Below are 26,573 nucleotides of genomic sequence, written 5' to 3'. Positions count from 1 at the left end.
GGCGGCCGTCGTCATGGGCGCGGGTGCGGTCAGGCCGCGGCCGGCCTGCCGCACGCGCCCGCGGCGCACGCCGTGAGCCACTGGTCGAAGTCGGCGTCGTAGCGGGTGCCGATGCCGTCGTGGTAGACGGCGTATCCGCCGGTGTAGTCACCGACGCGGAAGCGGGCGAGCATGCGCTGGACGTCGTCGGGGTGCTCCTCGACCATGTAGCGCACGGCGAGGTAGCCCCAGGGGTAGGTGCGGGTCACGTCGCTGTTGTCGTAGGTGTTCTCGAACAGGGTGCTCAGCTTGTAGGTGTGCCTGCCGGCCTCCTGCACCGCCTGCTCGTCGACCAGGCCCCGGTAGCCGTAGGAGACGTACTCGGCGATGCCCTCGATCCACCACACGTCCGGCACGGAGATCTGCCGTGCGAAGTCGCCCTTCATGTCGTCACGGGCGTCCAGGAAGTGCGCGTACTCGTGGTTGAGGTTCCAGATCCGGGCCGGGAAGCCGTTGTCGTAGCCCTTCTGGTACATGACCGACATGGGCTGGTTGGCCGGGTCCGACGGGTCGCCGCCCAGCGTCATGCCGCCGTTGTCGGTGCTGATGCCGTACATCGCGCCGGCGTACGTCTGGTAGTCGGCGCGGCTCGCGAAGACCACGAGCCGCAGGGTCGAGGCGTACTGGCCGGGTATCGGTCCGTCGGCCCGCACGGCCGAGCGGAAGTAGGCGTCCTGGCCGAGCACGCTGGCGCAGGCGGCTTCGAGGTCGGCGGCGCCCAGGGACTGGGCGCGGACGGTGACGTTCGTGTCGCAGGGGTGCGTGACCGGCAGGACGGCTCTGGTGAGCTTGTCCGGCAGGTCGCAGACGCCGTAGTAGGCGCAGTTCGCCCTGTCGTGGTAGTCGGCCTGCGTGGCCACCGCCACCCACAGTCCGGCCGTCGGGCCGGTGATCCGGGTCCGGTCCAGCAGGTCTTTGGCCAACGGCCGTACGGTGTCCCGCAGTCGCGGGTGCTCGACGTAACGGGCCAGGTTCATCCCGGCGTTGGAGTCCAGGAAGGCCAGATCGGTGCCGAGCAGGTCGGTGTGGGCCAGCGCGAAGCCGTAGAGCGTGTCGACGATCCGCGGGTCCGCCTCGACCGCCTGCACGTACCGCGGGTTCCAGTTGCCGCGCCACAGGGGCGTGTAGACGTCGTTGACGGCCCTGATCATGCTGTCGACCGCGTCGTAGGAGCTGTCGTAGTCGTCGAGCAGCCGCCGGTAGACCTGCAGGTAGCGGCCCTGCTGGTCGGCGCTGTCGGTGAGGATGACGGTCTCGCCGAGGATGTCGCCGTTGGCCGCCGTGACGTCACGGGAGTGGGAACGGGCGAAGAAGGTGTCCATGCCGCTCGTGACGGAGGCGGTGAGGCGGGAGGTGTACGGGCCCACGTCCCCCGGGTGGTTGAACTGCACGTAGTAGCCGGCGCGCAGGAAGAGGACCAGCTGCAGGAGGCCGCCGGAGTTGTCCCCGCGGTACCGCCCGGCGGTGCGTGTGAAGGCGTTCGCCACGGTCAGCATCTGGTCCTGGCGGAAGACGTCACGGGCCTGGGTGCCGGTGACCGAGAAGAGCGTGTTGACGCAGTCCGGCGTCGCGGCCTTGACGAAAGTGACGAGGGCGGAGCCGGTACGGCTGCCGAAGTCCGCCGGGGTGCAGGCGGCCGCCTTCGCCGCGACGACGGACGGCCGGGTGAACGACGGCTGCACGGGCGGGAGTTGGGCGGGGCTGAGCCGCTCGGCCTGCGTCGCCGGACGCTCGGTCGCGGCGGTGGGCGCGGCCGAGGGCGACGGCACGCCGAGGTGCGTACGGGGCGCGCCGGCCGTGCCGGGCGGCTGCGGTGCCGCCAGCGCCGGTGCGGACAGCAGGGCGGCCAGGGTGGCGCAGACGGCGGCGACGCCGGCTGCGCGCCCGGCCGTGCCTCTCGGCACGCGTCCGGGCAGCGCGAAGCGATAGCGCATCGGGATTCCTCCAAGGGATGCGCCTCTGTGGGGTGTCGAGGCGTGTGAGGCACTGTCTCAGCGCACCAGTCGCCCCAACAATGGCGTGTGACATAGCACATGGCACTCGCCGCTCATAACACCGCGGTGTGGCGGCGCGGCACTACGCCCCGGTGACGCTCCAGGTGCGCGAGGCCCAGGTACGCAAGTGCGGCGCCTGCGCGACCAGGTCGCGGTACGCGTCCATGGCCGCCCCGAACACCGTCTCCACGGTGTCGCCGGTGACGGTGTCCGGCCGCCAGGCCAGCACGTAGCGGCACCACAGCGGGGAACCGGCCAGCGGCTTCACCACGACGTGCGGGATCGGCCGCAGCGTCGGCTGCACGAGGGACACCCCGAGACCGTCGGCGATCATGCTCTGCAGCTGGGTCTGGTCACCGAGGAACTCGTGCACGGCGACCGGGGCGAACCCGGCCGCGGCGCAGGCGTCGTAGAAGACCCCGGGCCACCCGGCGCCGTCGTCCGGGGTCACGAACCAGGCGTCCTCGGCCAGGTCGGCGAGGTGCACCTGGGCACTGAGCCGGAGCCGGTGGCGGGCGGGAAGGGCGACGAAGGTGGGCTCGGTGACGATCCCGCGGTGCCGCACGGCGGTCGAGTGCCGCAGTTCCATGCCCGGGTAGTCGGCGGCGATGGCCACGTCCACCGCGCCCTCCTCCAACAGCTCCACGATCCGCGAGGACGCGTAGACGCTGGTGACCGCGAGGGTCAGTTCCGGCAGCCGGGCGCGGACCCGGGAGAGCGTGCCGGAGAGCATGGGCGAGTTGGTCGCGGCGACCCGCAGGGTGCGGCCGGGCCGGGCCGGGGCCGGGCGGTGTCCGATCGCGGCGGCCCGCACCAGGACGTCCCGGGCCTGCTCGACGACCTCGGCGCCGTACCGGGTCGGCCGGACCCCGCTCGGCCCGCGCTCGAAGAGCGGCTCGCCCAGGTGGCGTTCGATGCGCCGCAGCTGGGTGCTCACGGCGGGCTGCGAGTAGCCCAGCTGGGCGGCGGCCCGGCCGACGCTGCCCGCGTCAGCGATCGCGCACAGCACCCGCAGGTGCCGCAGCTCCAGCTCCATCGGTCACTCCCCGCTCGTCCCCGGGGCCGGTCCGGCGCCCTGTGCCGCGCCGCCGGGCGCGGCCGGCGTCCACCGCCCGCGCCGGCCGTGGCCCCGGCCGGCGGACCGAAGCGTTCCATGCCGCCTTCCACGACACAAGTCGCAGGTCCGCCAGGGTGCGGCCGATCACAGGAGCCGCGGGGCGCCAGGGCCGCACGGCCTCAGGAACGCACGGGCGCACCGGCGCACGGCCTCAGGGACGCAGGCCCCACGGCCCTCGGGACCCCAGGCCGCCCTCGGGACCCCAGGCCCTCGGGGCCTCAGGGAGTCAGGCCCTCGGGGAGTCAGGCCCTCGGGGCCTCGGTGCCCCGGTGGCGTCCCAGGACCTCGGCCGCCCGGATGAATCCGTCCGTGCCGTGACCGAGGCCGATCACCCGGCGGGCCAGGCCCTCGACGGACCGCATGACGCCCGCGTCGATGCCGTGGGACTCGGAGACCTCGACGACGTGGGCCATGGTGGAGGCGGCCGAGGTGACGGGGTTGATCCTGCCGGAGTAGGTGCCGCTGTCGGCGTCCTCCGCGAACTCCTCGAACAGCGGCGGCAGGATCGCGCCGATGCCCTGGGCGAAGGGGGCGAGCTCCCGGGCGGTGACGCCCTCCGCCCGGGCGATCGCGACGGCGTGCGCGTAGCCCGCCATCGCGGTCCAGAAGAGGTCGAGCAGCGCGATGTCGAAAGTGGCGGCGCGCCCGATCTCCTCGCCCAGGTGGGTGTGCGTACCGCCGAGGAACTCCAGCACCGGCCGGTGCCTGTCGTAGAGGTCGCGCGGGCCGCTGTGCAGGAAGACGGCCTCGGGGGTGCCGATGCTGGGGGCCGCCGTCATGATCGCGCCGTCCAGGTAGCCGATGCCGTGGGCGGCCGCCCAGGCGGCGGTGTCCCGGGCGCGGTGCGGGGTGTCCGCCGTCAGGTTCACGACGGTTCGGCCCCGCAGCGCGCGGGTGACGTCGTCGGGGCGCAGGATCGCGTCGGAGGCGTCGTTGTTGACCACGCAGACGACGGTCAGCTCGGAGGCGGACACGGCCTCTTCGGCCGTCCGGGCGCCGGTGGCGCCGCGCTCGGTCAGCTCCCGGTCCTTGCCGGGCGTGCGGTTCCACACGGTGGTCCGCAGCCCCGCCTCCAGGAACGCGCCGGCCAGCGAACGGCCCATGGGACCGAGGCCGAGCACCGTGACGGCAGGAAGATCCAGGGTGGTGGACATGTTGTAACTCCCGTTGGTGTTGAGGAATAAGCGGCCGAGAGGCCATGGAGAGACAGAGGACGACGATGACGCGCAGCCGCGCCCAGGACCCCGGCGTCTGCGGAGTGACCGCCGCGATCGCCGTGATCGACGGCAAGTGGAAGACGTCGCTGCTGTGGCTGCTGGAGTCCGGCCCGCGGCGGCCGGGCGAGCTGCGCCGCCGGCTGGCGGGGCTGAGCGAGAAGGTGCTGACCCAGGCACTGCGTGAGATGGCGGAGGACGGCCTGGTGCACCGAGAGGTGCACGACGTGCTCCCGCCGAAGACCGTGTACTCGCTGACCGGGTTCGGCCGTGATCTGGCCGCGGCACTGGACCCCATGGCGGAGTGGGGCCACCGACGTCTGGAGCGGCTCCGCGAGCGCGAAGCGGCGTCCCGACGTCCTGCGGCTGTCACCTCCACTTCGTTGTCCGGCAGCCCCTGACCTCGGGAAAAGCCTCTCCCGACGGTCGGGAACTGCCAAGTACCCACAAAAAAGTGGGTGTTCGCCCGCCCGCTCCCCCGGGCGGACGGCGACCGGGGCCCGTCGCCCCGCACCGGGCAGCCTGACCTCCTCACCCATTTGCCTAAAGGGTTTAGGCAGCCGCACAATCCGTTTCGGCAGGAGGGAGAGGAACGATGGTGCGTGCGGGCTTGTCCGCCGAGCGGCTGGTCCGGGCCGGCGCGGAGCTGGCCGACCAGGTCGGCTTCGACCAGGTGACGGTCTCCGCGCTGGCCCGGCGGTTCGACGTGAAGGTCGCGAGTCTGTACTCACACCTGCGCAGCTCCCAGGACCTGAAGACACGGATCGCGCTGCTCGCCCTGGAGGAACTGGCCGACCGTGCCGCGGAGGCGCTCGCCGGCCGGTCGGGGAAGGACGCCCTCGGGGCCTTCGCGAACGTCTACCGCGATTACGCCCGCGCCCACCCCGGCCGCTACACGGCCGCCCGTCACCCGCTGGACCCCGAGACGGCGGCCGCCGGCGCGGGGGTGCGGATCGCGCAGCTCACCCGGGCCACCTTGCGCGGTTACGACCTGGCCGAGCCGGAGCAGACCCACGCGGTCCGCCTCCTCGGCAGCGTCTTCCACGGCTACGTCAGCCTGGAGGCGGCCGGCGGCTTCAGCCACAGCGCGCCCGACTCGCAGGAGTCGTGGACGCGGATCCTGGACGCCCTCGACCACCTGCTGCGCGACTGGCCCACCGCCCGACCCTGACGAAGCAGGCACCCGACCATGCACACCATCCGCCTCACCCCCGCCCTCGTGCGCGGCGCCCTCGAACTGGAGCGCACCACGCACGGCCTGCTGCCGCACCGGCTGCCGGCCCGGGCCCGCGCCCAGTGCGCCGACCCGCAACTGGCCCTGACGGAGTCCCAGCCCTCCGGCGTGCGCCTGGTCTTCCGCACCCGCGCCACCGCCGTCGAGCTGGACGCCCTCCCGACCAAACGGGTCTACCCCGGCGTTCCGCCCCGCCCGGACGGCGTGTACGACCTGCTCGTGGACGGGCGCCCGGCCGGCAGCGCCTCGCTCCCCGACGGCAACACCCTCACCATCGACCTGGGCACCGGCTCCGTCGAGCACCGGCCGGGACCGGTCGGCACGGTGCGCTTCACCGGCCTGCCGGACACCGACAAGGACGTGGAGATCTGGCTGCCGCACAACGAGACGACCGAACTGGTCGCGCTGCGCGCCGACGCACCCGTCGAGCCCGTACCGGACCGGGGCCGCCGGGTGTGGCTGCACCACGGCAGTTCGATCAGCCACGGCTCCGACGCCGCCGGCCCCACCACCACCTGGCCGGCGCTGGCCGCGTCTCTGGGCGGAGTGGAACTGGTCAACCTCGGCCTGGGCGGCAGCGCGCTGCTCGACCCCTTCACCGCCCGCGCGCTGCGCGACACGCCCGCCGATCTGATCAGCCTCAAGCTCGGCATCAACGTGGTCAACACCGACCTGATGCGGCTGCGCGCGTTCGGCCCCGCCGTGCACGGGTTCCTCGACACCGTGCGCGAGGGACACCCCGGCACCCCGCTGCTCGTCGTCGCGCCGGTGCTGTGCCCGATGCACGAGGACACGCCCGGCCCCACCGCCATGGACCCGGCCGCCCTGGGCGAGGGACGCGTGCGGTACCGGGCCGCCGGGGACCCGGCCGAGCGGGCGGCCGGGAAGCTCGCCCTGGCCGACATCCGCCGGGAGCTGGCCCGGATCGTGCGCGAGCGGGCGGCCGAGGACCCGGACCTGCACTACCTGGACGGCCGGGAGCTGTACGGCGAGGCCGACGCCGCCGAGCTGCCGCTGCCCGACGGCCTGCACCCGGACGCCGCGGGCCACCGCCGGATCGGCGAACGGTTCGCGGCGCTGGCCTTCGCCGCGGACGGCCCCTTCGCGGACCGCCCGGCCCGGCCGCGCCGGCCCACGGCGGAGGACCGGACGGCCTGACCCCGCCCGCCCGGAGCGGAGGACCGGACGGCCCGACCGCACCCGCCCGGAGCGGAGGACCGGACGGCCCGACCGCACCCGCCCGGAGCGGAGGACCGGACAGCCCGACCGCACCCGCCCGGAGCGGAGGACCGGACGGCCCGACCGCGCCTGTCGGCCGCGGCCGCTCAGACCAGATGGGCGAAGACGACCAGGTTGTCGGTGTAGTCGCGGGCCGTGCGGTCGTAGTCGCCGGCACAGGTGATGAGCCGGACCTCGGGGCGCGAGGCGTCCGCGTAGACCCGGCGGCTGGGGAAGTCGTCCTTGGCGAAGGTCTCGGCGCTGTCCACGACGAACTGCGCGCTGCGCCCGTCGGCCCGCTCCACGGAGAACCGGTCGCCGGGCGCCAGCGCGTCGAGGTCGGCGAAGACGGCCGCGGAGGTCACCGTGTCGACGTGCCCGGCGATGATCGCGGTGCCGGGCTCACCGGGCGAGACGCCGTCGGCGTACCAGCCGACGAGATTGGTGTCGCCCGCGGGCGGCGGCTCCAGCTGGCCCGACGCGCCGATGGCCAGGGTGGTGAAGGGAGCGTCCACGGAGATCTTCGGGATGTGCAGGCGGGTCGGTGCCGAGCGGGGCAGCGTCTCACCGGACGGCCGGGGGGCCGCCGACGCGGCGGCGTCGGTGCCCGAGGCACGCGCCTGCGGCGTCTCGTCCGGCTGGTGCCGGCCTCCGAACACACTGAGGGCGAGGAAGACGGCCGCCACCCCCCACAGCGTCAGCCGCCCGCCGCGGCCGGGGTGCCGCTCGTCCGACGCGGGTCCTGACGGGGGCTGGGCGGAGGGATCTGCTGCCATCGGACACCACCTCACTCGGGCACGGCAGCGCGGGGATCGGGGCACGGGGCGGACGGCGCCGGAGCCGCCGTCCGGGACGGAAGGCGGGGAGCGCGGGCCGCCGACGCGGTGGGCGGTCGGCGGCCTCCGCAGCCCCTCGGTGGTGCCGGCGGGTCACGCCACCGGCTGCGTGGCCTTCTTGCGGCGCAGCGCGTAGGCGCCGGCGGCGGCTACGCCCAGCACGGCGACGCCGCCCGCGGTGACCCCGGGCGTGGCCAGGCCACCGCCACCGGTGTGCATGCCACCGCGCGGCTTGTCGTGGTCGTCACCCCACTCCTCCTTCTCCCGTCCGCCGTCGTGCCCCTTGTCGCGGTAGCTCTCCGGGTCGAACTTGCTGTCGCGGCTGTCGCCTCCGGAGCCCCAGTCGTCACCGCCGGCCGCGGCGAGCGCTCCGCCACCCGTGTGCATTCCGCCGCGGGGCCCGTCGTGTTCGCCTCCGCCGTCGCGCTTCTTGCCGTAGTCCTTGTCGTGATCGCTGTCGGAACCCTTGTCGTGGTCACGGTCGGAGTCGCTGTCGTGCTCCCTGCTGTACGAGGAGTCGTCGTGGTCGGCCGGGGCGGCGAACGCGGCGCCGGGCGAGCCGAGTGCGAGGGCGGCGGCGGCAGCCGCCGGGGCCAGGAGCATGCGGGCAGAGCGCATAGTGATGTCCTTCCGCCGTGGCCGGGCAGCGGATACCTCATCAGCTGGTTGGACCCGGCTCCGACATGAACCACCGTCAGCGAGGCCCTCGGCTCCCACCATCCGGGCCGCCCAGCCGGGTCACCACGCCACCCGTCTGCCCCAGCGTCCCCGCTCCGCCGCCCCTCGTCCGGCCCAACCGCAGGGGCCGTCGTGCGCCCTGGCGGGTGAGCGGGTGCCGGGCGGCCGGGGGGCTGTCGGCATCCTGTCCGACCGGTCATCGCGGTCCGGCGGTGTCGCCGGGCCGAGAAGGAGGCGTGCATGCCCGCGAACACCCCGGTGGCCCGTCGGCTCGTCACCGCGTGGGCGGGAGCCCTCCTCTCCGTCGCCGTCTGCTGCGCCCCGGCGCGGGCCGGCGCGGAGACGGTGACGGAGTATCCGGTGACCACCGCGGCCGGGGCCGAACCCGCCGGCATCACCGCCGGCCCGGACGGTGCGCTCTGGTTCGCCGAGCACGGCGCCGGACGGATCGGGCGGATGGCGGCCGACGGCACGGTCACCGACTTCCCGACCTCCGGAGCGGACACCGGTCCGGCCGACATCACCCAGGGGCCGGACCGGGCGCTGTGGTTCACCGAGGCCACCGCCTCACGGATCGGGCGGATCACGACCTCCGGCCGGCTCACCGAGTTCCCGCTGCCGGCGGCCGACGCCGGCCCGGCCGGGATCACGTCCGGCCCGGACCGGGCCCTGTGGTTCACCGAGTCCGCCGGCAACCGGATCGGCCGCGTCACGGCCACGGGCCGGATCACCGAATACCCGGTCCCCACCCCGGACGCCTCCCCGCACTCCATCGCGGCGGGCGGTGACGGCGCCCTGTGGTTCACCGAGCTGAACGCCGGCAAGGTCGGGCGGATCACCACCTCGGGACGGATCACCGAGTTCCCGCTGCCCGGGCCCGCGGCCTTCCCGGCCGGCATCGTCGCCGGGCCGGGAGGCATGTGGCTGACCGCGTCCGGCACGCGCGAGGTCGTGCGGATCGACTACACCGGACGCCTCACCCGGTTCCCGCTGCCCGGCGCGGACAGCCTTCCGGGCGGCATCACCCGCGGGCTCGACGGCCGCGTCTGGTACGCCGACCAGGCGGGGCGCATCGGCCGGATCGGCGCGACCGGGGCGGTCACCACCGTCCCGGTGCCGGACGGCGCCGACAAACTGCCGCTGCACCTGACCGTGGGCCCGGACCGCGCCGTGTGGTTCACCGAGCTCCTCGGCAACGCCGTCGGCCGGGTCCGGACCGAGGCGGACTGACACCGGCATCCCCCTGCACCGGCCCCCCTGATCCGCCGTTCCTCCCGTTCCCCTTGTTATGACCGCTGTCATAACGCAGGCTGGTGCCGACGGGACGGCAGGCGACGCGGTGGGAGGAAGCGGTGGCGGACGGGATGGCACGGGCCCTGTGGGAGCGCTACGAACCGGTGCACGACCTGGTGTACTTCGCTCCGGAGGCGCACCGGGCGGCGGCGGACGGGCTCGGCCTGCGCGGGTACTGGATGGGCTACTTCGCGCTGCGTGCGGCCCCGCTCGGCGCGGTGCCCGCGTCCGTGGTGACGAGCTGCTTCTACGTCTTCCACCCCTCCCGGGTGGCCCGGGCGCTGCCCGACGCCTGGTCCTACGCGGCCCCGGCGGATGTGCTGGCGGCCCGTCAGGAGGCCATGGACGCGGCGATGACCCGCCTGTTCGGGGCGGACGTCGTCGGATCCGCCGCGTTCGCCGAGACCGCGGACCTGGCCTGGGAGGCGGCCCAGGCCGCGGACACCTCGGGCCGGGTGCTGGCCGGCGCCAACCAGGCGCTGGAGCGCCCCGGGCGGCCCGCGGCACGCCTGTGGCAGGCGGTGACGACCCTGCGCGAGCACCGGGGCGACTCCCATGTGGCGGCACTGGTGACCCTGGGGATCGGGCCGGTGGAGGCCATGGTGCTGAAGACGGCGGCCGGCGAGTCCGACGGGGCCTTCCTGCGGGAGACGCGGAAGTGGCCGGAGGCGGACTGGGAGGCGGCCGTGGCGCGGCTGCGGGCGGACGGCCGGCTCGCGGCGGACGGTTCGCTCACGCCCGCGGGGGCGGCCGTGCGGGCGGAGGCCGAGGCGCTCACCGACGCGGCGGCCGAGGGACCGTGGACCGCGCTGGGCGCCGAGCGGAGCGCGCGGCTGGCCGGGCTGCTGGAGCCGCCGGCCCGCGCGGTGGAGGAGTCGGGGCTGCTGCCGCCGGGGAATCCGGTGGGGCTGACCCGGGCGTCGGACTCCGCGAGCCGCTGAGGGCTCCGCGGCCGCCGGGCATCCGGTGGAGCCGGCCGGGGGCATGGTGCGTGAGCCGTCGCGGCATGGTGCGTGAGCCGTCGCGGCCGCCGGGGGATGCGGTGGGCCTGGCCGCGGGTCGTACCCCCTGAGCTGTGAGGGCGCCGCGGCCGCCGGGGCCCCCGCCCGGGGTGCCGGGCCGGGGACGCCGTACGGGTGGCGGGGTGGCACGGTTACCAGGACACCGGCAGCCGTTCGGGGAGCCGCTTCATGAAGCCGGTACGCCAGACCAGTTGGCCCGGCGGGACGGCGAGGGCGAGGTCCGGCAGCCGGTCGAGCAGGACCTCCAGGGCGATGCGGGCGTGCGCGCGGCCGAGCGCGGTCGCGGGGCAGTAGTGGGCGCCGCCGCCGAAGGAGAGGTGGTCGGCGGTGTTGTCACGGTGGACGTCGAAGCGGTGCGGGTCGGGGAACTTCTCCGGGTCGAGGTTGGCGCCCTCCACCAGGACGAGGACCAGTTCACCCGCGCGGACGGCGACGTCGCCGAGCCGGACGTCCTCCAGGGCGAGGCGGGGCAGGGCGTCGCCGATGGAGAGGTTGACCCGCAGCAGCTCCTCCACGCCCGGGCCGATCAGGTCGGGCCGGTCCCTGAGCAGGTCGCGGGCGATGGGGTGGGTGAGCAGGTAGACCAGGGCCATGGCCAGGAAGCCGGAGGTGGAGATGACGCCGGCGCCGAACAGGGTGACGCCGACGGTGGCCAGCATCTCGTCGGTGAGGTGCGCGTACTCGGGGTCGTCGCGCAGGGCGGCGAGCTCGCCCATCAGACCGTGCGTCGCGGGGTCGTCCAGCAGGGCCGCCATCCGGGCGATGTCCCGGTCCCAGTTGATCCGCGCCCCGCCGACCGGGCACGGGGAGTTCATGAAGGCGATGTCGAGGCTGCGCAGGAAGGCCGGGGCCTCGGCCTGCGGGATGCCGAGGATCCGGCAGTGCAGGCCGGCCGAGTACGGTTCGCAGAACGCCGCGCGCAGATCCGCCGTCGGTCCCTCGGCGACGATCAGGTCCACCAGCCGGTGGGCCTCGGTGCGCAGCCACTCCGTCAGGCCCGGCGCCTTGGGGTTGAGCGCCTTCATCACCGCGCGGCGCAGCCCCGCGCCGGTGATGTTGCCCATGTTGTTCACGACCTCGGGCGGGATCGTCAGCACGTACTGCCGGGGCACGCCGGGTGCGGAGGTGTCCTTGAGGGAGAACCGGTCGTCCTTGAGCACCTGCGCGCACAGGTCGTACGACGAGACCAGCCAGGCCTCGTCGCCGGCGATGGTCCGCACGCGCCGCACCGGGGTGGCCGCGCGCAGCTCTCCGACCTCGGTGGGCACCCGGGTGCCGTCCCAGGAGAACGGGAAGTCGAGCAGGGGCGGTTGGCCGGTACGGGTGTCGGGGGCGGTGGTCATGGTGTGGCTCCTTCCGGGGCGGTGGGGGTGACGATGGCGTGGCCCTGGTTGCGGGAGGCCCGCAGACCGGCACCGCGGGAGTACAGCAGCTCGGCCATCGGCAGGAGCTGGTGGTAACAGTTGAGCGAGGAGGGCACCTTGAGGATGGCCGGGGTGTCCAGGAAGAGCGGGGCCTCCGCGCACACGTACTCCAGGCACACGGCGCGCCGGCGCTCGGTCGGCTCCTCGCCGCGCGCGGTGAGGAAACGATTCACCAGAGCCTCGCAGACGGCCCGGAAGGCGTTGTCGGAGCCCAGCCGGGACTTCAGGTGCCGGTGGATCTCCTGGTAGTCGGGGTTGGTGCGGAACTCCGACATCGGGTGCCAGTCCAGCCGGGCGCCCGCCGGGTCGGCCGCCGAGACCGCGTCACGGACCTTGGCGCGCACCCCGCGCAGGTTCTTCACGGCCTTGCGGCGGGCTTCCTCCGGCGGGTAGCCGGAGGCCTCGAACATCTCGGCGACGTACAGGTCGGTGTAGACGAAGTCGACCCGGTCGAAGTGGTCCAGTCCCCAGCGGGCGAGGTCGTGCAGGCGTTGGGCGGAAAAGTAGCTGTTGCCCGGGGACACACCGATCACGGCGTGCGCGCCCTCGCCGAGGATGACCTCGCAGTGGGAGGTGTATGGCTGGACTTCGAAGACGTCGGCCATCAGCACGGATGCTGTGGTCACGGGGGAAATCCTCCGCCGCGCGCTAGTCCCTGGAAGGCCCTGTGCCCCCGGTGTGGCGACGCGGCGCCCTCACGCTAGCCGTACCGGATCAGCACGGGTAGTAACTGCCTGGGTTTGGCCGAAAACCGTCGTATCAACCATTGAAGTGCCCTGCGGGGGCCTCGATCGGGAGCCGTACTCTGGGGCCGTGGTCAACCGAGACGAGGCTCCAGGAGAGGTGGCGGCCCGGCTCACCGGGCGCCCGGCGAGGGCGGCCCGGCGGCCGTCGGACTCACCCGCCGAAGTACTGCTGGACGGCGGCACACCGGTGATGGTCAAGCGTGGCGACGGCCCCGGGGCGGTGCGCGCGGAGGTGGCGGGACTGCGCTGGCTGGCCGCGGCGGACGCGGTGCGGGTACCGGCGGTACTCGGCCACGACGAGCAATGGATGGTGACCGAGCTAGTGCCGACCGGCCCGCCCACCCCCGAAGCAGCGTTACGTTTCGGCCACCGGCTCGCGGCGCTGCACGCGGCCGGCGCCCCTCACTTCGGGGCCGCCCCGCCCGGCGGGCCGGAGGACGCCTGGATCGGCCGCGCGCCCATGCGCAACGCGCCGGGCACCGACTGGCCCCGCTGGTACGCCGAGCACCGCGTGCTGCCGTACGTCCGCGGGGCGGTGGACCGCGGCGCACTCCGCCCGGGCGAGGCCGCCGTGTTCGAGCGGGTCTGCGCGCGGCTGCCGGAGCTGGCGGGCCCTGCCGAGCCGCCCGCCCGGCTCCACGGCGACCTGTGGAACGGCAATGTGCTGTGGGGTGCCGACGGTGACGTGCGTCTCATCGACCCGGCCGCGCACGGCGGACACCGGGAGACCGACCTGGCGATGCTCCGGCTGTTCGGCTGCCCCCACCTCGACCGGGTGCTCGCCGGATATGCGCAGGCCGCGCCGCCGGCCGACGGCTGGCACGCCCGGGTGGGGCTCCACCAGCTCTTCCCCCTGCTGGTGCACGCCGTCCTGTTCGGGCGCGGCTACGCGGAACAGGCGCTTACGGCGGCGCGCGAAGCACTCGCGGAGTGAACCGGGCGGAACGAGGAACACCTTCGTGCGTTCCCTCGTTCCGATACCGACACGCCCCCTCCCCCCGCTGTGGTCACGCAGCGTGAGGAAACCAACCACCCGTTCGATTCGTATAAGGACGTGAAAGCCGAATCAGGGAGAGACCATGCAACCGTTCACGCTCAACTACGCGAGGCCCGCAGTGCAGTTGGACGTCACCGCTCCGTACGCGTACGACTCCGGACTGCAGTTGAACGTCCTCCCGGACGGGCGGATCGCCGCCACCGACCACGCGACCCTGAGAGCACTCGGAACCACGACGTCGACGGCCGGTTCCAAGACGCACTTCGACGACTGAACCGCGGACTTGCGGAAGATGACCGTGCTCATCCTGACCAGTGAAGAGGACGTGACGGCGGACATGGTGGTCCTCCGGCTGGGCGAGGCCGGTGTGCCCGTCGTCCGGCTCGACCCCGCCGATCTGACCAACGGGGTGGCGCTGTCGGGCGAGTACGTGCAGGGCGCCCGCCATGGACATCTGTCCGTCGGCGGGCGCCTGGTGAGCATGAACGGCCTGCGCTCCGTCTGGGTGCGCAGGCCGGGAACCCCGGCCGCCCGCGCCGCCCAGCCGTCCGCCTGGCTGACCGAGGAGTCCTCGCAGGCGCTGTACGGCATGCTGCGGTGCAGCGACGCCCGCTGGATGAACCATCCGGACGCGGCCCGCCGCGCCCGTCACAAGCCCTGGCAGCTGTACCTCGCCCAGCGCACCGGTCTCGCGGTGCCGGCGACCCTCATCACGACGTTCCCGCAGGCGGCGCGTGAGTTCGCGGCACGCTTCCCGGACCTGGTGGTCAAGCCGGTCTCGGGGGCGCACCCGCAGGAACCGCCGCGGGCGGTGCCGACGAGCCGGGTGGCGCCGGACGCCGACTTCACCGCCGTCGCCTTCGGGCCGACCCTGCTGCAGCGGCGGGTCGCCAAGCGGGCCGACATCCGGCTGACGGTCGTCGGCGGCACGCTGCTGGCCGCGCGCAAGCCCGCCGACCCGGACGCCCACCCCGACGACGTGGACGTCCGCTTCGCCCCCTCGGTCTCCCCCTGGCTGCCCGTGGACGTGCCGCCACGCGTCGCCGAGGGCGTGCTGCGCTACATGGCCGACGCGGAACTGGCCTACGGCGCCTTCGATTTCGCGGAGGACGCCGACGGGATCTGGTGGTTCCTGGAGTGCAACCAGTCCGGCCAGTTCGGGTTCGTGGAGATGGACACCGGCCAGCCGATCGCCGCCACCATCGCCGACTGGCTGGCGGGGCACGGCGATCCGGACGGCAGGTGTGCGGAGGGCGACCGGAGCGCAGCATCCTGAGGGTGCGGGGAACGGCTGGGAGAAGGGAACGCCACATGCGTATCGGACTGCTGGGAACCGGCCCGTGGGCGCGGGCCGCGTACGCGCCCGCCCTCGCCGGGCACACCGGACTGGAGTTCGCCGGGGTGTGGGGGCGCCGGCCGGAGGCGGCCACGGCGCTGGCGGAGCAGTACGGGGTCGCCGCGTACGCCGGCGTGGACGCGCTGCTGGCCGACGTGGACGCGGTGGCGGTGGCCCTGCCGCCGTCCGTGCAGGCCGAGCTGGCGGTGCGGGCGGCCCGGGCGGGCCGCCATCTGCTGCTGGACAAACCGCTGGCGGTGTCGGTCGCCGAGGCGCGGGCCGTGGCCGCGGCGGTGGAGCGGGCCCAGGTGGCGTCCGTGGTCTTCTTCACCGCGCGCTTCCAGAAGGAGCCGGAGGCGTGGATCGAGGAACAGGCCGCGGTGACGGGCTGGTTCACGGCGCGGGCGCAGTGGCTGGGGGCGGTGTTCACGACCGACAGTCCGTTCGCGGCCTCACCGTGGCGGCGGGAGAAGGGCGCCCTGTGGGACGTGGGCCCGCACGCCTTGTCGGTGCTGCTCCCGGTCCTCGGGGACGTACGGCAGATCGTCGCGGCGGCGCACGCTCCGGCGGACACCGTGCACCTGGTGCTCGACCACGCCACCGGCGCGTCGAGCAGCCTCACGCTGAGCCTGTCGGCGCCGCCCGCGGCCGCCGGGGCCGAGGTGGAGCTGCGCGGCGAGGCGGGCGTGACGCTCCTGCCGGGCAGCTCCGAGGGGGCGGTCCCCGCGCTCACCCGGGCCGCCGACGCGCTGGTACGGGCCGCCCGCACGGGCCGCCCCCACGCCTGCGACGCCGCGTTCGGCCTCCGGGTCACCGAGATCCTGTCCCTGGCCGAGGCCCGGCTGGCGGGCGGCGGGGACTAGGGGGTGTCTCGGCTCTGCGCGGCCGGGTGCGGTGGGGTGCCGCCGTGGTCGGGGGCCGTCCACGCGTCCGGGTCGTCGGTGGTGGTCCGGGCGCCGTAGACGACGCGCATGAACCCGAGGACGGCGTCGTACGGCAGGTGCAGGGCGGCGGTGCAGTCCGTCAGGACGGTGATGTGGAAGCCTTTCTGGAAGGCCGTACGGGCGGTGGAGTCCACGCACACGTCGGCGTACAGCCCGGCGAGCACCAGGTGCCGGACGCCCCGCTCGGCGAGGTGCTCCGCGAAGCCCTCGCCGAGGAAGGCGTCGAAGCAGGCCCGCTTGGTGAAGACGCGCTCGCCCGGGGCCGGCGCGACCGCGTGGAACCGGGCGCCCCAGGAGCCCTCCAGGCACTTCGGCCGCTTGCCCCGGGTCCGGTCGCGCCGCCGCCAGCTGGCGCCCTGGTGCTCGGGGTCCCCGGTGAAGCGGACGAAGACGACCTCCACGCCCCGGGTGCGCGCCGTCGCCACCGCCCGGACGCTGCCGGTGACGGCGGCGTCCAGGGCGGCGGGGTCGTGGGCGAAGCGGGCCCGGGCCGCCGGTGAGGCGCAGAAGTCGTTCTGGAGGTCCACCACGACCAGCGCCGTGCCGTCGCCCGCGGTCACAATCCGGGCTCCGGGACGCGGGTGTCCCGCTCGCCGTGGACCGGCTGGGCGCGGTCGGCCGCCTCGGTGGTGGGCATGGGCAGGCACCTCTGCTTTCCGGTCGGGCGCCGGGGTCCGGTGGGCCGGCGCCGACTCCACTATCGGACCGGTGGCGGGCGCCCGGCCCGGAAACGCGGAGCCATGCACACGAACGGACGGAATCCGCCGGCCGGCGCACGGAGCTCCGCGTCCCCGGTGGGCACCGGCCACCGCGCGGTCAGCGGCTCACCCGGTGCCGGCGGTGCCGTCGGCCCAGTAGTTGACGCGCTCCCGTACGACCGGGTAGCCGGCCCGGGTGAAGTGTGCGGCCATGGGGTGGTTGCCCTGGTCGGTCGCGGCGACGATGGACCGGGCGCCCTGTTCCACCAGGAAGTGGGTGCATTCGGCGAGCAGGTCGTAGGCGTAGCCGTGGCCGCGGTGTTCCGGCACCACACCGACGAAGCCGATGCACGGCCTGGACGGATTGTGCGCCGGGATGTGGATGCCGACCGGATCGCCCGCCGGCGTCCGGGCGACCTGCCACCAGGCCCTCGGTGACGGGAACCAGTGGAAGATGTCGAGGTCCTCCTTGGCCGCCTGGTCCACGCCGCCCTGCGCGATGGCCCGGCGGGCGTGGGCGTCCAGGGTGGCGGAGCTGATGCGGCGCAGCAGGTCGTAGAAGACGGCGTCGTCCGGTTCGGCGGTGTACACGAGCCGCCCGGGCCGCTCGGGCAGGCCGAGGTCCGGGGTCCAGTGGTAGATGAAGCGTTCCACCAGCGGGGCGTAGCCGGCCCGGCGTGCGGCGCCGTCGCGGGCGTCGGCCGCCGCCCGCAGACGCGGGTCGTCGCGCCAGCCGGGGAGCAGGTCGATCTCCACTTCGGGGGTCTGCCAGGGCGCCGTGCGCAACAGCTCGGCGGCGGCCTCCTCCTCGCCCTCGGCGACGTCGAGCCAGTTGACCACGAGGGGCTCGGGGTCCTCGGGGCGCGCCCACCAGGCGGCGCGTGCCACGGTGCGGCCGCCACGCAGGGCGATGCGCTGCCAGTCGGGGCGGAAGCGGGTCGTGCGGTGCTTCTCGGCCATGTCGAGCGGGTCGGGCATGGTGTGGAAAAGATGGGCACTGCTCTCGTCGAGCGTGCGGATGACCAGGTCGGTCAAGGAATCCTCCGGGATGCGTGTGGTGTGCGGCGCTCCCGGTCGGATCTCAGACGTGACACGCCCGCGGCACGGGGAGGGGGGAGCGCTCGATGGTGATCTGCATGACGCTCGCCTCCTTCTTCCGTGCGGCCGTGGCGTGGTGATCAGAGACTAGGGGGCGGCCGCGCGGGCGTCCACCGTTTTTCCACGGGGCGCGGTGGGCCCGCCGCGGCGTAGCTTGGGGGTGTGGGATCGGTACGCGGCCGGTTCTCGCGCAGGGACCGGGAGGGCCGCGGCTGGCTGCGGGGCGCGCCGCCGCCGTGGTGGGTACGGGTGCTGCCCGTGCTGCTGCTCACGGCCGTCGGCTCGGCCACGCTGGCCACGGCGCACGCGCGTGATCTCGGTTTCCTGCTGGGGGCCATCCCGCCGCTGGCGGTCCTGTCGTACGGGCCGCTGATGACCGGCCTGCTCGGGGTGGGTGTGGTCGTGGTGCTGAACGTGCCGGCCACGCATCTGAACCGCCCCGGTGACACGGACCTGCTCACCATCGTGTTCGTGGCCGCGCTGAGTGTGTTCGTGTCCTATGTGCGCAGCCACCGGGACGCCCAGCTGGACACGGAGCGCGCGATCGGCGAGGCGGTGCAGCGGGCCGTGCTGCCGCCGCTGCCGGAGCGGGTCGGCCGGGTCGGCTGCTGGGCCTTCTACCGGGCCGCGCAGGACGGGACGCTGGTGGGCGGGGACTTCTTCGACGTCCGGGAGGGGCCGTACGGCGTCCGCGCGGTGATGGGGGATGTGCAGGGGCACGGGCTGACGGCGGTCGCCTCGGTGGTGTCGCTGCTCGGCGCGTTCCGCGAGGCGGCCCTCGACCAGCCGGATCTGGAGTCGGTGGCGGCCCGGATGGACCGCCGGCTCGCGGTGGACTCGCGGGACGTGCGGCACGCGGAGCTGTTCGCCACGGCCCTGCTGCTGGAGTTCGGCTCCGGTACGGCCGCGGTGCGGGTGCTGGCCTGCGGTCATCCGGCGCCGGTGCTGCTGCACGACGGGCGGGCCCGGGAGGTGGCCGTCGCGCCCGGTCCGCCGCTGGGGATCGGGCTCATGGGCGTGGAGCCGCCGAAGGAGGTCACCGTGGCGCTCGGCCCGGGCGACCGGCTGTTCCTGGCCTCGGACGGCGTGTGGGAGTCGCGGGACGCCGGCGACGGCTTCTACCCGCTGCCCGAGCGGCTGGCCGGGCTGGCCGGCGTCCCGTCCCCCGAGCTGCCCGGCGCGGTCTGGGCGGACCTGGTGCGGCTGCGCTACGAGGTCCGTGACGACGCCACGATGCTGGTGCTGGCCCCTGAGCCGCCGGTCACCTGACACCGGGAGACACCGGACATGACGCACCGGCACCCGCCGGCCGGCACGGGCGGGACGCGGAGAGCCGCCCGTCACCCCGGGGCGCGGCCCGGCGGCACCCGGGCGTCACCGCTCAGCCCACGTCCCACAGGAAGCGGTGGGTGTGGATGCCGAAGTACGGGAAGGACTGGATGTCCCGGACGCCGTCGACGGGGCGCACGACGTCGTTGACGAAGTCCAGCAGCGCCTTGGGACCGGGCGCGACGACCTCGGCGAAGAGGTCGAAGCCGCCCGAGGTGAGGACCGAGTAGACGACCTCGGGCCGCTCGGCGAGGGCGTCGGCGACGGCCCGGGGGTCGCCGTCCACGCGGATGCCGAGCAGGGCCATGGCCTGCCCGCCCATGGCCATCGGGTCGGTGACGCCGACCACCTGGACCGCCTTGGCGTCCAGCAGGCGCTGGAGCCGCTGCCTGGCCGCCGAGGCCGACAGGCCGACCCTGGGGCCGAGATCGGCGTAGGCGATACGGCCGTCGGTCTGGAGTTCCCGCAGGATGGCGTGGTCGATGTCGTCCATGCTCCCGGCTCCCCGCTCAGCCCGTCAGTTCGGTCAGCGCGGCGGCGAAGACCTCGGTATGCGTGTCGACGTCTCGCTCGGTGGTGTCCGGGCACATCAGCGCCATGTTGTGGAACGGGGTGAGCAGGATGCCCCGGTTCGCCAGGTAGAGGTGGAGGAAGTCCTCCAGCTCGGGGTCGGCGGCGGCCGCGGACTCGGTGCCGGTGCGCGGGGCCGGGGAGGTGAAACGGTACTCGGTGCGGGCGCCGAGGCGGCTGACCGACCAGGGCAGTCCGTGCGCCTCCACGCCGGCCCGGACGCCCGCCTCGAAACGCTCGGCGAGCCTGCCCATCCGGGCGAACGCCTCGTCCGTGAGCACGTGTTCCAGGGTGGCCCGGGTGGCCGCGACCGACAGCGCGTTGCCGGCGAGGGTGCCGCCGACGCCGCCCATGTCGACGAGGTCCAGGTCGGTACGGGACAGCAGCCGGTCGGCGAGCCCGGCGGACAGCCCGTAGGCGCCGGCCGGGATGCCGCCGCCGATCGCCTTGCCGATCGTGAGCAGGTCGGGTTCCAGGTCCCAGGCGGCCGTGCAGCCGCCGGGGCCCGCGGAGAAGGTGTGCGTCTCGTCGTTGACGAGCAGGGTGCCGTACCGCCGGGTGAGTTCGCGGACGCCCGCGAGGTAGCCGGGTTCCGGCAGGACGATGCCGATGTTGGTGAGGGCGGGCTCCATGAGGACGGCGGCGACGTCGCCGTGGGCCAACTCGCGCTCCAGTCCGGCGAGATCGTTGAACTCGGCGACCCGGCTGGTCCGTGTCACGTCGCAGGGCGCGCCGATGTTGCCGGGGCGCGCGGTGCCGGTGCCGTCGGGGCCGGTGACGATCAGCGACTCGTCGACGCTGCCGTGGTAGCAGTAGCTGTTGACCAGGATCTTCGGCCGGCCGGTGACGGCCCGGGCGAGCCGGATTGCCCAGCGGTTGGCATCGGTCGCGGTGAGCGAGAAGCTCCAGCGGGCCAGGCCGAAACGGCGGGTCAGCTCGGCGCCGACCCACTCGGCGTCCTCGGTGGGCAGCATGGCGGTGGCTCCGCCCAGCTCGGAGTACCGCCGCCGTACCGCCTGGGCGACGGGCTCCGGTGAGTGGCCGGCCATCGCGCCCGTGTCGCCGAGGCAGAAGTCGACGTACTCGTGGCCGTCGATGTCGGTGACCCGGGCGCCGCGTGCGCCGGCGAGATAGCGCGGGAAGCCGCCGGCGGTCTTGTTCATCCAGGTCATCGGCACCCGGCCGAAGAGGTGGTCGGCGCGCGCGTAGGCCGCCCGGGAGCGCGGGTTGCGGCGTTCGGCCTCGGCGCTCTCGCGGGCCAGGAGGGCGTGCAGTCGCGTGCGGTCCATGGAACACCTCGGCGAAGGGGGCAGCGGATTTCGGTGAGGGTACGACCGATACATCGAAGAGATCAAGGATCAGCACTCGATTCCGTTGCATGCACGCCGGAATCGAGTGTCGGGGGCCGGGAGAACACCGTAAAGGGTGACGGATCACCCGTCGCCCGGCTGACGAACCGGCGCGCGGAACTCGAACGTCCCGACTCAAACGCCAGGCCACGCCACCCCTTCCGCCACGTAGAAATATCTACAACCATGCATATGCCGGGTTGGCGTGCGGACGCACCAAGTGCCCGGCCACGGCCGTTCCCTGCGCTCGGGCAGGCGAGCGAGGAGACCCGGAGCAGTGCATGACGAACACGATGTGGATGCGGGGCGTGGAATGGCTCGCGGCGGCGTCGGCCGATCCGCGCTCCTGCAAATGGGAGTGGGACCACGGCGAGGGCATCGCCTTGCTTCAGGCGGGCCGCTTCTGGGACATGCTGAGCGTCCCGGACCGGCTGGGCCTGCTCGCGCTCGACCTGCTGTGGGGGCCGGCGCTGCCCGTGCCGGGGCCCACGCTCGTGGACACGGCGGCGGGGCGGGTCGGCTTCTTCCTGCCGCCCGACCCGCACGGTGGCTGGGTGGGCGCCGGGCTGCGGTACGCGACGAGGGGGTCCTGGGTGGCGGCGCCACCGCCGTACCGGCCGGCCCGTTCCCTGGAGTGGCTGGTCCCGCCCGACGGCACCGGCGCGCTCCACTCGCCCGGCTCCCTGGAGGAGGCGCTGCGGCAGGCCAACGGCACCCTCACGGTCCTGGCGCCGTTGTGCGGGCGGTAGGGCGGGGACGCGGTGGCGCGTGGACCGGGGGGACTTCGGGACCGTCCACCCGGCGGACGAGCACCCCGCACGGTGGTGCGACGGCCCCGCGCCGCCGTCCGGCGCGCGCGGCACGGTGGCCGCTCCTATGCTGGGAGATCCGGGCTTCGACGTCCCGCCCATCGCGCGGTCACCTCTCACGTGCTGGAGTCAGCCCATGTCGCCTACGTCCGTACGCCTGCGCCGGGGGGCCTTGGCCGCCGTTCTGACGGGAACGCTGCTGGCACCGCTGACGGCGGGGGCGGCACCCCCCGCCGTGCCGGCCGCGCCCGCCGTCGACTCGCCCAGCCCGTCGGCCTCCGAGCCGGACGTACGCTCCCTCTCCCCCGACGTGGCCCGCCGGCTCGACGCGTCCATCCGGCGCGTGATGCGCGAGGGCGACGTCCCGGGAGTGACCGTCGGCATCTGGACGCCGGGGCAGGAGAGTTACGTCCGCTCGTTCGGCCTCGCGGACAAGGCGACCGGCCGGAAGATGACACCGGACCTGTTCACGCGGATCGGCAGCGAGACGAAGACGTTCACGGTGACCGCGCTGCTGCAGCTGGTCGACCAGGGCAAGGTCGGCCTGGACGATCCGATCGGCAAGTACATCGACGGCGTACCGAACGGCGACAGGATCACCCTGCGCGAACTCGCCGGCATGCGCAGCGGGCTGTTCAACTACTCCGAGGACGACGACTTCTTCAAGGCGCTGACGGCCGATCCCCGACGGTCCTTCACACCGCGGCAGTTGCTCGACTACTCCTTCAGGCATCCGGTGCTCTTCGAGCCGGGCCGGAAGTTCTCCTACTGCAACACCAACCTGATCCTCCTCGGCCTGGTGGTGGAGCAGCGAAGCGGTCAGTCGCTCGGTGACTACCTCGACGAGCACGTCCTCGGCCCGGCGGGCATGAAGGACACGTCCCTGCCGGCGGGCAGCGAGTACCCCACGCCGCACGCGCAGGGCTACACGGACCAGACGGCGGACGGCAAGGTCGAGGAGACGGCGGACTGGAACCCGTCCTGGGGCTGGGCGGCCGGAGCGATGGTCTCGACCCTGGACGACCTGCACGTCTGGGCACGCACCGTCGCCACCGGCGTACTGCCCGACGGCACCCGGATGGTCAGCGCCGCCACGCAGAAGCAGCGCCTCACCACCCCGCCGACACCGATCCCGGGCGTCGGCTACGGGCTGGGCATCTTCGACGTGCAGGGGTGGATCGGCCACAACGGCTCCCTGCCCGGCTACGAGTCGCTGACCATCTACCTGCCGGCGACCCGGACGACCGTCGTGGTGCTGCTCAACACCGACATCGACATCGGCCGGGACGAGCCCAGCACGCTGTTCGGCGAGGCCATCACCGAGATCATCTCCCCGCGCCATGTGTTCAACCTGCCCGCGGCGCCCGCGGCCAGGTAGGGAGTCGCTCCGGCCGCGTTCCCCGGCTCCCGGCACCCGCACGGTGCGTGTCCGGCCCACGACGGTGCCGGAAAAGGCTCCGCCGGCGGCCTGGGGGGGGGAGTGGCCGCCGGCGGAGACGCCACGCCCGGGGCGGGGGGACGGCCCCGGGCGGCTCAGAGGTCGGATGCCCGCGATTCCCCCGCGCACACCGATGATTTCCGGACGACCGGAAAATCGCGGCCGCCGCGCGCCCCACGCGGGCGCACGCGGTGCCGCCGCTGCGCGCCCCGTGTCCGGGGACGGCATAAGCTCGGCGGATGGCGAAGTACTTCGACGTTCACCCCGACAACCCGCAGCCCCGCAGCATCGCCCAGGTCGCCGACGCGATCCGTTCGGGGGCGCTCATCGCATACCCCACGGACTCCTGCTACGCGCTCGGCTGCCGGCTGGGCAGCCGGGACGGCATGGACCGGATCCGCTCCATCCGCCGGCTGGACGACCGGCACCACTTCACCCTGATGTGCCGGGACTTCGCGCAGCTCGGCCAGTTCGTCCGGGTGGACAACGACGTGTTCCGGGCCGTGAAGGCGTCCACGCCCGGCAGTTACACCTTCATCCTGCCCGCCACCCGGGAGGTGCCGCGCATGCTCCAGCACCCGAAGAAGAAGACCGTGGGCGTGCGCATCCCCGACCACGTGGTCACCCAGGCGCTGCTGGCGGAGCTGGGCGAGCCGCTGGTGTCCAGCACGCTGCTGCTGCCGGACGAGGAGGAGCCGATGACCCAGGGCTGGGAGATCAAGGACCTGCTGGACCACGCGGTGGATGCGGTGGTGGACTCCGGGGACTGCGGGACCGAGCCCACGACGGTGGTCGACTTCTCCGGTGGGGAGGCGGAGATCGTCCGGCGGGGGGCCGGGGACACCAGCCGCTTCGAGTGAACGCCAGGGGCACCGGACGCGGCGCGCACGGTGCGTGACAGCATGGCCGCAGCCGCGGCGCCGGGCGGGCATCCGCCGTCCGCCGCCCGTCCCCGAGGGAGGACCTTCTCAGCATGACCGATGTCCAGGCGAGCGTCGTCGACATCCCCACCGAGGACGGCGTCGCGGACGCCTACCTCGTCCATCCGGCCGACGGCCGGCCCCGCCCGGCCGTGCTCTTCTACCAGGACGCCTACGGGCTGCGCCCGCACCTGCGGTCGATGGCCGACCGGCTCGCCGCCGCCGGCTACACGGTCCTGGTACCGAACGTCTTCTACCGGCTCGGCCGGGCGCCGGTGCTGGAGCTGCCCGAGTTCATCGACCCGGCTGCCGACCCGGCCATCTGGGAGCGGCTCGGCCCGATGCTGGCCGCGCTGACACCGGACCTGGTCCGGCGGGACGCGGGCGCCTACCTGCGCCGGCTGGCCGACAGCCCCGTCGCGGCCGCCGGCCCGGTCGCGCTGACCGGCTACTGCATGGGCGCCCGGCTCGCGCTGTGGACCGCGGGCGCCTACCCGGACCGGATCGCCGCCGCGGCCGGTTTCCACGGCGGACGCCTGGCCACCGACGACCCCGACAGCCCGCACCTGGAAGCCCCGCGGATCACCGCGGAGCTGTACTTCGGCCACGCCGACGAGGACCCGTCGCTCCCTCCGGACCAGGTGGCCCGCTTCGCGGAGGCACTGGCCTCCGCCGGGGTACGGCACACCTGCGAGGTGTACCGCGGCGCCCACCACGGCTACACCCAGGCGGACTCCCCCGCGTACGACCGGGAGGCCGACGAGCGCCACTGGGCGGCGCTGTTCGGCCTGCTCAAGCGCGCGTTCTGACCCCGGGCCCGGCGCCCCGCGACGGCGGAGTGCCGGGCCGATCCGCCGAAGTCATTGACATGAACTCGTCTCACAGCGAATCTGAGAGCGCTCTCAGACAGGTACGGACCAATTCCGTACGGCCCCGACCCCACACGGAGGTGGAGAGTGCCTCTCATGCTCACACGCCGCGCGCTGCCCCTGACCGCCGCCGCGGCGCTGGTCGGCGGACTGCTCGCGCTCGGCACACCGGACCGCGCCGACGCCGCCGTCCCGGACACCATCCCCCTGAAGATCACCAACAACTCGGGCCGCTCCGAGCCGCTCTACATCTACGACCTCGGCACCCAGCTCTCCTCGGGACGACAGGGCTGGGCCGACGCGAGCGGCGGCTTCCACGCCTGGCCGGCCGGCGGCAACCCGCCGACCCCGGCGCCGGACGCGGCGATCCCGGGCCCGGCCGCCGGCCAGTCGACGACCATCCGGATCCCGAAGTTCTCCGGCCGTATCTACTTCTCCTACGGCCAGAAGCTCGACTTCCGGCTCACCACCGGCGGACTGGTGCAGCCGGCCGTGCAGAACCCCTCCGACCCCAACCGCAACATCCTCTTCAACTGGTCGGAGTACACGCTCAACGACTCCGGGCTGTGGCTCAACAGCACCCAGGTGGACATGTTCTCGGCGCCCTACGCGGTCGGCGTGCAGCGCGCCGACGGCAGCGTGAGCACCACCGGGCACCTGAAGTCAGGTGGCTGGACCGGCTTCTTCAACGCCCTGCGCGGACAGCCGGGCGGCTGGGCGAACCTGATCCAGACCCGCTCCGACGGCACCGTGCTGCGTGCGCTGTCCCCGCTGTACGGCGTGGAGACCGGCGCGCTGCCGGCGAACGTGATGGACGACTACGTGAACCGGGTCTGGCAGAAGTACACGACGTCGACGCTGACCGTGACGCCGTTCGCCGACCAGCCGAACACCAAGTACTACGGCCGGGTCTCGAACGGCGTCATGAACTTCACCAACTCCTCCGGCGCGGTCGTCACGAGCTTCCAGAAGCCCGACGCCTCCAGCATCTTCGGCTGTCACCGGCTGCTGGACGCGCCCAACGACGCCGTCCGCGGGCCGATCTCGCGCACCCTGTGCGCCGGCTTCAACCGGTCGACCCTGCTGGTCAATCCCAACCAGCCGGACACCACGACGGCCGGCTTCTACCAGGACGCGGTGACCAACCACTACGCGCGCAAGATCCACGCGCAGATGGCGGACGGCAAGGCGTACGCGTTCGCCTTCGATGACGTCGGCCACCAGGAGTCACTGGTGCACGACGGCGCCCCGCAGCAGGCGTACCTGACGCTGGATCCGCTGAACTGACCCGGCGCCCGTCCGCACGACAGCGGTCCCGCACCCGGCGAACGGGTGCGCGAAGGCGAGACGCTCGATCTCCATGATGCCCCCCGACACCCGTCGCTCCCTGTTTGACTGAAG

26 protein-coding genes are annotated in these 26,573 nt (G+C 73.8%); 15 read left to right on the top strand and 11 right to left on the bottom strand.

The window, feature by feature from the left end:
• Positions 1–29: 29 nt before the first annotated feature.
• From ABZ576_RS10555 to ABZ576_RS10545, 3 genes are all read right to left on the bottom strand, one after another.
• Positions 30–1,973, bottom strand: a complete 1,944-nt coding sequence (locus tag ABZ576_RS10555; RefSeq protein ID WP_360738493.1) for a collagenase — start codon at positions 1,971–1,973, stop codon at positions 30–32.
• A 142-nt stretch (positions 1,974–2,115) separates the two neighbouring features.
• Positions 2,116–3,069, bottom strand: coding sequence for a LysR family transcriptional regulator (locus ABZ576_RS10550; protein ID WP_360738491.1), 954 nt, complete (start codon positions 3,067–3,069; stop codon positions 2,116–2,118).
• A gap of 323 nt (positions 3,070–3,392) precedes the next feature.
• A complete protein-coding gene (locus ABZ576_RS10545; protein ID WP_360738489.1) occupies positions 3,393–4,304 on the bottom strand; it encodes an NAD(P)-binding domain-containing protein in 912 nt (303 codons plus the stop codon).
• 65 nt (positions 4,305–4,369) lie between these two features.
• Here ABZ576_RS10545 and ABZ576_RS10540 point away from each other — a divergent pair, with 65 nt between their 5' ends.
• From ABZ576_RS10540 to ABZ576_RS10530, 3 genes are all read left to right on the top strand, one after another.
• Complete coding sequence (locus ABZ576_RS10540) at positions 4,370–4,765, top strand: helix-turn-helix domain-containing protein (protein WP_360738486.1); 396 nt, start codon at positions 4,370–4,372, stop codon at positions 4,763–4,765.
• A gap of 194 nt (positions 4,766–4,959) precedes the next feature.
• Positions 4,960–5,535, top strand: a complete 576-nt coding sequence (locus ABZ576_RS10535) for a WHG domain-containing protein (RefSeq protein WP_360738484.1) — start codon at positions 4,960–4,962, stop codon at positions 5,533–5,535.
• An 18-nt stretch (positions 5,536–5,553) separates the two neighbouring features.
• A complete protein-coding gene (locus ABZ576_RS10530) occupies positions 5,554–6,756 on the top strand; it encodes a GDSL-type esterase/lipase family protein (RefSeq protein WP_360738482.1) in 1,203 nt (400 codons plus the stop codon).
• Between the two features lie 167 nt (positions 6,757–6,923).
• Here ABZ576_RS10530 and ABZ576_RS10525 read toward each other — a convergent pair whose 3' ends face one another.
• Positions 6,924–7,592 carry a class F sortase gene (locus tag ABZ576_RS10525; RefSeq protein WP_360738479.1) on the bottom strand — a complete coding sequence of 223 codons (669 nt, stop codon included), beginning with the start codon at positions 7,590–7,592 and terminating at the stop codon, positions 6,924–6,926.
• Positions 7,593–7,745: 153 nt separating this feature from the next.
• On the bottom strand, positions 7,746–8,270 hold the full coding sequence (locus ABZ576_RS10520; protein ID WP_360738476.1) for a hypothetical protein: 525 nt from the start codon (positions 8,268–8,270) through the stop codon (positions 7,746–7,748).
• 300 nt (positions 8,271–8,570) lie between these two features.
• Here ABZ576_RS10520 and ABZ576_RS10515 point away from each other — a divergent pair, with 300 nt between their 5' ends.
• Both ABZ576_RS10515 and ABZ576_RS10510 read left to right on the top strand, forming a co-directional pair.
• Positions 8,571–9,560 carry a hypothetical protein gene (locus ABZ576_RS10515; protein ID WP_360738474.1) on the top strand — a complete coding sequence of 330 codons (990 nt, stop codon included), beginning with the start codon at positions 8,571–8,573 and terminating at the stop codon, positions 9,558–9,560.
• An 83-nt stretch (positions 9,561–9,643) separates the two neighbouring features.
• A complete protein-coding gene (locus ABZ576_RS10510; protein WP_360738472.1) occupies positions 9,644–10,564 on the top strand; it encodes a hypothetical protein in 921 nt (306 codons plus the stop codon).
• A gap of 212 nt (positions 10,565–10,776) precedes the next feature.
• On the opposite strand, the gene ABZ576_RS10505 is transcribed toward ABZ576_RS10510, so the two are convergent.
• The gene (locus ABZ576_RS10505; RefSeq protein ID WP_360738470.1) at positions 10,777–11,988 is read right to left on the bottom strand and encodes a cytochrome P450; all 1,212 of its coding nucleotides are present in this window, start codon (positions 11,986–11,988) and stop codon (positions 10,777–10,779) included.
• Complete coding sequence (locus tag ABZ576_RS10500; protein ID WP_360738468.1) at positions 11,985–12,695, bottom strand: tRNA-dependent cyclodipeptide synthase; 711 nt, start codon at positions 12,693–12,695, stop codon at positions 11,985–11,987. The genes ABZ576_RS10505 and ABZ576_RS10500 overlap by 4 nt, the downstream gene beginning before the upstream one ends.
• Positions 12,696–12,882: 187 nt before the next feature.
• On the opposite strand from ABZ576_RS10500, the gene ABZ576_RS10495 reads away from it, so the two are divergent.
• The 4 genes from ABZ576_RS10495 (at position 12,883) to ABZ576_RS10480 (ending at position 16,011) form a co-directional block, all read left to right on the top strand.
• Complete coding sequence (locus ABZ576_RS10495; protein WP_360738465.1) at positions 12,883–13,749, top strand: fructosamine kinase family protein; 867 nt, start codon at positions 12,883–12,885, stop codon at positions 13,747–13,749.
• A 145-nt stretch (positions 13,750–13,894) separates the two neighbouring features.
• Positions 13,895–14,086: a putative ATP-grasp-modified RiPP gene (gene tgmA / locus ABZ576_RS10490; protein WP_014670659.1), complete on the top strand. Its 192-nt coding sequence runs from the start codon at positions 13,895–13,897 to the stop codon at positions 14,084–14,086.
• Between the two features lie 18 nt (positions 14,087–14,104).
• Entirely contained in the window at positions 14,105–15,088 is a 984-nt protein-coding gene (gene tgmB / locus ABZ576_RS10485) for an ATP-grasp ribosomal peptide maturase (protein WP_360738463.1), read from the top strand.
• A 35-nt stretch (positions 15,089–15,123) separates the two neighbouring features.
• A complete protein-coding gene (locus tag ABZ576_RS10480; RefSeq protein ID WP_360738461.1) occupies positions 15,124–16,011 on the top strand; it encodes a Gfo/Idh/MocA family oxidoreductase in 888 nt (295 codons plus the stop codon).
• Here ABZ576_RS10480 and ABZ576_RS10475 read toward each other — a convergent pair.
• Both ABZ576_RS10475 and ABZ576_RS10470 read right to left on the bottom strand, forming a co-directional pair.
• On the bottom strand, positions 16,008–16,652 hold the full coding sequence (locus ABZ576_RS10475; RefSeq protein ID WP_360738459.1) for an isochorismatase family cysteine hydrolase: 645 nt from the start codon (positions 16,650–16,652) through the stop codon (positions 16,008–16,010). The genes ABZ576_RS10480 and ABZ576_RS10475 overlap by 4 nt on opposite strands.
• A gap of 264 nt (positions 16,653–16,916) precedes the next feature.
• Entirely contained in the window at positions 16,917–17,825 is a 909-nt protein-coding gene (locus ABZ576_RS10470; protein WP_360738457.1) for a GNAT family N-acetyltransferase, read from the bottom strand.
• A gap of 225 nt (positions 17,826–18,050) precedes the next feature.
• Between ABZ576_RS10470 and ABZ576_RS10465 the strand changes: the two genes are divergently transcribed.
• Positions 18,051–19,157, top strand: coding sequence for a PP2C family protein-serine/threonine phosphatase (locus ABZ576_RS10465; protein ID WP_360738454.1), 1,107 nt, complete (start codon positions 18,051–18,053; stop codon positions 19,155–19,157).
• A 112-nt stretch (positions 19,158–19,269) separates the two neighbouring features.
• On the opposite strand, the gene ABZ576_RS10460 is transcribed toward ABZ576_RS10465, so the two are convergent.
• A complete protein-coding gene (locus ABZ576_RS10460) occupies positions 19,270–19,710 on the bottom strand; it encodes an Lrp/AsnC family transcriptional regulator (protein WP_360738450.1) in 441 nt (146 codons plus the stop codon).
• Between the two features lie 16 nt (positions 19,711–19,726).
• A complete protein-coding gene (locus tag ABZ576_RS10455; RefSeq protein WP_360738447.1) occupies positions 19,727–21,076 on the bottom strand; it encodes a transaminase in 1,350 nt (449 codons plus the stop codon).
• Between the two features lie 341 nt (positions 21,077–21,417).
• Between ABZ576_RS10455 and ABZ576_RS10450 the strand changes: the two genes are divergently transcribed.
• The 5 genes from ABZ576_RS10450 (at position 21,418) to ABZ576_RS10430 (ending at position 26,459) form a co-directional block, all read left to right on the top strand.
• Positions 21,418–21,885 carry a hypothetical protein gene (locus tag ABZ576_RS10450; protein WP_360738445.1) on the top strand — a complete coding sequence of 156 codons (468 nt, stop codon included), beginning with the start codon at positions 21,418–21,420 and terminating at the stop codon, positions 21,883–21,885.
• 196 nt (positions 21,886–22,081) lie between these two features.
• A complete protein-coding gene (locus ABZ576_RS10445; RefSeq protein WP_360738443.1) occupies positions 22,082–23,323 on the top strand; it encodes a serine hydrolase domain-containing protein in 1,242 nt (413 codons plus the stop codon).
• A gap of 299 nt (positions 23,324–23,622) precedes the next feature.
• On the top strand, positions 23,623–24,243 hold the full coding sequence (locus ABZ576_RS10440) for an L-threonylcarbamoyladenylate synthase (protein ID WP_360738440.1): 621 nt from the start codon (positions 23,623–23,625) through the stop codon (positions 24,241–24,243).
• A 113-nt stretch (positions 24,244–24,356) separates the two neighbouring features.
• Positions 24,357–25,112, top strand: coding sequence for a dienelactone hydrolase family protein (locus tag ABZ576_RS10435; RefSeq protein ID WP_360738437.1), 756 nt, complete (start codon positions 24,357–24,359; stop codon positions 25,110–25,112).
• Between the two features lie 156 nt (positions 25,113–25,268).
• Positions 25,269–26,459 (top strand): glycoside hydrolase family 64 protein, encoded by a 1,191-nt coding sequence (locus tag ABZ576_RS10430; RefSeq protein ID WP_360738435.1) that lies wholly within the window; start codon positions 25,269–25,271, stop codon positions 26,457–26,459.
• The last annotated feature ends 114 nt before the right edge of the window (positions 26,460–26,573 follow it).

Origin of the sequence: Streptomyces sp. NPDC013455, from assembly GCF_040632975.1 — a bacterium.
Taxonomy (GTDB): Bacteria; Actinomycetota; Actinomycetes; order Streptomycetales; family Streptomycetaceae; genus Streptomyces.
The sequence above is the reverse complement of the archived record's forward strand: the minus strand, read 5'-3'. Positions and strand labels throughout refer to the sequence as shown.